Genomic DNA, 3,739 nt, shown 5'->3' on the forward strand with positions numbered 1-3,739 from the left:
GGCAGGGGATGGGTCGAGCCCCGTGCCGGGAGGTCGGATTCCCGGCACGGGGCGCTGCGCTATTCGGGCTCCGCCTCGCACAGGGCGCAGGCGCAGTCGGGGCACTTCGGGTGGTGCGGGTGGGCGTCGCACAGACCGAGCTGGGGCGTGCCGCCGCAGTCGGGGCACGTGGTCTGGTCGATGGCGGACTCCTGCGTCCGGGCGGCGGCGCGGGCCGCGTGGACGATGTTGAGCAGGCCGTACGCGATGCGCAGGGCCTCCTCCAACGTCACCTCGAACTCGGTCTCCAGCTGCGCCTCGACGGGCTCGCACACGGCGAATGCGACGTGCGCGGCCTGGCCGGGCATCTGGCGCAGGCTGGCGGCGACCGCCGCGCGCTCCCCGGCGCCCGGCTGGACGGTCAGGCCGGTGAAGTCGCGGGGGCTGCTCTCGTGCTCGACGTCGATGCCGTTGGCGTGGTCGGTGGAGCACCACGGCGGGCAGCTCGTCGTGGGGGTGCTGGTGGGGATGTAGGAGACCAGCCCGTCGGCGCGGGGGGTGACGCGGTATTCGACCGCGCCGTGGGTCTCGATCCCGGTCTGCGCCGTCTCGGCGTCGGAGCAGCCCGGGGTGGTGGTCGCGTCAGGGGTGACGCAGGTACGGTTGGTCACTGGATCTCTTCCTGTTCACGCAGGTTGTGGATCAAGGGCCCGTTCGGTGTGCAACCACCTGGCGGGCCCGCCCTATTCACTTCTAGGTAAGCCTTATCTTGCGCTTCGCGAGATCGAACTGACTTCCTCGCTTCGGGAGGCTGGCCGGGAACAGGCTCACCGTGATGCGGGCGTCGGGCCACGGGTAGTGGCTGTTGACCATTGCCGATCTGACGCGTTCCCTGGCCTCGCTGAGTGCGGTGTCCGGCAGGCCGATGAGGTGGATGCCCGCCAGGCCGTTGCCCACGTCGGCCTCCACCTCGACACTGCGGCCCGTGACACCTACCAGGGCCACGCTGCGGGTGCGCGCTACCGCCATCTCAGCTCGCTCCCCGTACGTGGAGCAGGGAGTAGTCGCCTGCGAACCGTTCCAGGGCGATCACGTCGATCCTGACTGTCGGGAAGGTGCGGGGCTGGGTGGCCAGCCACTTGGCGGCGAGCATGTGGAGACGGGCCAGCTTGGTGGGGCGTACGGACTCCAGGGCTGTGCCGTGTGACTTGCCTGATCTGGTCTTGACTTCCACTACAACCAGGGCGGGGCCCTCTTCGGCGATGATGTCGATCTCGCCGTGGCGGCAGCGCCAGTTGCGTTCGATGATGGTCATTCCCTCGGACTCCAGGTAGGTGGCGGCGAGTTGTTCGCCGTGTTTGCCGAGGTCGTTTCTCGTGGGCATGGTGCACCTCCTGGGGGATGACCTTGGCTTATCGGGGTGGGGGGTGGAGGCGCCGAACGGGGTTCTGTGGATGGGGAGGGTGAGGATGGGAGGGGGTGTGGATAACCCGGCGGGGTGGGGAGGGGAAGGGCTGAGTCTCTGAGCCCGGTTGTCTGGGCTCGGGCGGAAGCGGCTCTTGGGTACCAGGGTCCTCAGGGGGGTGAGACTGCGTGGGCTGGGCGCGACGGCCTGTGGCGAAGGGCTTGAGGTGGGGAGTAAGGCCGAGCTGGAGGGCTGATCGGGGTGGAGGGTTGAACGGATGAAGAGGGCCGGCCTGGTGGAGGGCGGGCTCGGGAGTGGGGACCGCCTGGGGTGGAGAGCTGGCCCGAAAATGGGAGGCCGGACGAGGTGGAGGGCTGACTCGGGAGTGGAGGGCCGTACGGGGCGAAGAGGTGACCGGGAGTGGGGGCTGACGGCGGCAGGCTGGCGCGACGGCTCAGATGAGGTGCTTGCCGCAAGAGGCCGGCGCGGCAGGACGGGCTCGGCGCCACAGGGGCCCACTGCGAGCCAGGAATCGGCATGGCGGAGCCACTGGATGCGAGGTGGGCGAAGAGTACGAGGTGCAGCGTCTCAGAGCGGGTGCACGAGCGCAGAGCGGGTGCACGAGCGCAAGGTCCCAGGTCGCAGGGCGGGCGTAGAGGGCACGAGATGCGGGGCCGCAGGGGCGGTTAGGCGATTCTGGGTGGCCAAGGGAACGCAGGTGGCGGAGTAGACGACAAGCGTCGCGGAGTCGGAGGCGGCAAAGGGGTGGAGCGCGGTTCGAGAACGAAAGCGTGGAGCGCTGAGGTGGCGAGGCGTCCCGGCGGGGTGGCGGGTGACGGAGTGGAGGCGGAACGCAAGGTACGCACGGGCTCAGGCGCTAAAGCAGGCGAGCGTTAGAGCGAGGCGCGGGCACAGGAGCGGGGCGCGAAGGACAGGGAGAAGATGGACGCAGGTTAGCTGGGCAACGGGGCTGTGAGAGGCAGCGGCGGGCGTGGCGAGCGACGGCAAGGGCAACGTCACCGCATTGACGGGAGCGTGAGGCGACGGCGCAGTGGCCGACAGCGGGGAGGGATGCGGGGGTGCTGAGGTAAACGCGAAGCGTAGGTAGGCACGAGTACGAGGCGGGCGCAGAGCGCGAGACGGACACAGAGCACGATGCGAACGCGGAGTACAAGGCGGGCGTGGAGCGCAGGGCGGGCACAGAAAGGCACCGACCGGGCGGCGCAAGCACCAGGAAGCGGCGGCGAGCTTGGAGCAGCACGAGCTAGCGGACCAAGCAGAGACCACAAGGCCTGGAACAAGGCCTGCGATCTACAAGGACAAAGACGTCACAGCCACCGGGCGAGCAAGCAAGCCAACACCTCAGCCACCAAACAGTGCACACGAAACCTAGAGCAGGCGCCCAATCAGCGCGCACAACCGCACAGAACCCCACCGAAGCCTGCACAAAAGCGCAATAAGGCCTTCACCTCGACCTCACCACGCCCCACAGCCGCCACAAACACGGCCGGCCCAGTAAGACCCACCTCACCCCGCCCACCCAAGCCCGAAGCCCCAGACTCCCCGAAGTCCCAGAACCCCGATGCCCGCACGTCACCCCCAGGGCGCACCCCAACCACCGGCCCATGCCCCGCACCAGGCAAACAGGCAAGCAGGTAGACAGCAGCCCCCAAAGGACTGCAGAGCGCCTACCCCGAGAAGCCCTCCTTCGGCATCTCCAGGTCGGCCTTGGCGAGCTCCTCGACGTTCACGTCCTTGAACGTCACCACCCGCACATTCTTCACAAACCGTGCAGGCCGGTACATATCCCAAACCCAAGCATCCTGCATCTTCACGTCGAAGAACACATCCCCGTTCTCCGCCGTCCGGACGTCCAGGTCCACCGAGTTGGTCAGGTAGAAGCGCCTCTCCGTCTCCACGACATACGTGAACAGTCCGACGACATCGCGGTATTCGCGGTAAAGCTGCAGCTCCATCTCGGTTTCGTACTTTTCGAGATCTTCTGCGCTCATCGCGGTCCTCCTGTCGTACCGGTCCCCCGGTTCGCCTGGTCAGGCAACCCCGGCCCCCATTTCATTTTCCCCCATCTCCCTGGCCACCGTGACGAAGGAGTAACGGTGGTGGGAGCACGGGCCGTGCGTCCCCAGGGCGAGCCTGTGCGCCCGGGTGGTGTACCCCTTGTGCTCGGCGAAGCCGTACGCCGGGAACTGGCCGTCCAGTTCGACCATCATGCGGTCCCTGGTCACCTTCGCCACGATCGAGGCCGCCGCCACGCAGGCGGCCACCTGGTCCCCCTTCCACACCGCCAGCGACGGCGCCGGCAGGCCGGGGACGGGGGACCCGTCCGTGAGGATG

The 3,739-nt window shown here is 68.1% G+C and carries 4 protein-coding genes and 1 pseudogene; all 5 read right to left on the reverse strand.

Going from position 1 to position 3,739, the window contains the following annotated elements; genetic code table 11:
- Window positions 1–59: 59 nt before the first annotated feature.
- Window positions 60–650 carry a DUF6907 domain-containing protein gene (locus tag KME77_RS22680; RefSeq protein ID WP_219470948.1) on the reverse strand — a complete coding sequence of 197 codons (591 nt, stop codon included), beginning with the start codon at window positions 648–650 and terminating at the stop codon, window positions 60–62.
- A gap of 106 nt (window positions 651–756) precedes the next feature.
- A pseudogene (locus KME77_RS22685) lies at window positions 757–1,008 on the reverse strand (magnesium chelatase domain-containing protein); the annotation flags it as partial.
- 1 nt (window position 1,009) lies between these two features.
- Window positions 1,010–1,363, reverse strand: a complete 354-nt coding sequence (locus KME77_RS22690) for a YraN family protein (protein ID WP_219470949.1) — start codon at window positions 1,361–1,363, stop codon at window positions 1,010–1,012.
- A 1,709-nt stretch (window positions 1,364–3,072) separates the two neighbouring features.
- Entirely contained in the window at window positions 3,073–3,396 is a 324-nt protein-coding gene (locus KME77_RS22695) for a DUF2469 domain-containing protein (RefSeq protein WP_026215037.1), read from the reverse strand.
- 39 nt (window positions 3,397–3,435) lie between these two features.
- On the reverse strand, window positions 3,436–3,739 hold a 304-nt coding region (locus KME77_RS22700; RefSeq protein ID WP_219470950.1), incomplete at its 5' end, for a ribonuclease HII.

It is taken from the genome of Nonomuraea rhizosphaerae, assembly GCF_019396405.1.
GTDB lineage: Bacteria > Actinomycetota > Actinomycetes > Streptosporangiales > Streptosporangiaceae > Nonomuraea > Nonomuraea rhizosphaerae.

What these genes read in the sequence shown, in the direction of transcription:
- KME77_RS22690 (WP_219470949.1), bottom strand. Translation starts at nt 1,363, where the DNA reads ATGCCCACGAGAAACGACCTCGGCAAACACGGCGAACAACTCGCCGCC.
- KME77_RS22695 (WP_026215037.1), bottom strand. Translation starts at nt 3,396, where the DNA reads ATGAGCGCAGAAGATCTCGAAAAGTACGAAACCGAGATGGAGCTGCAG.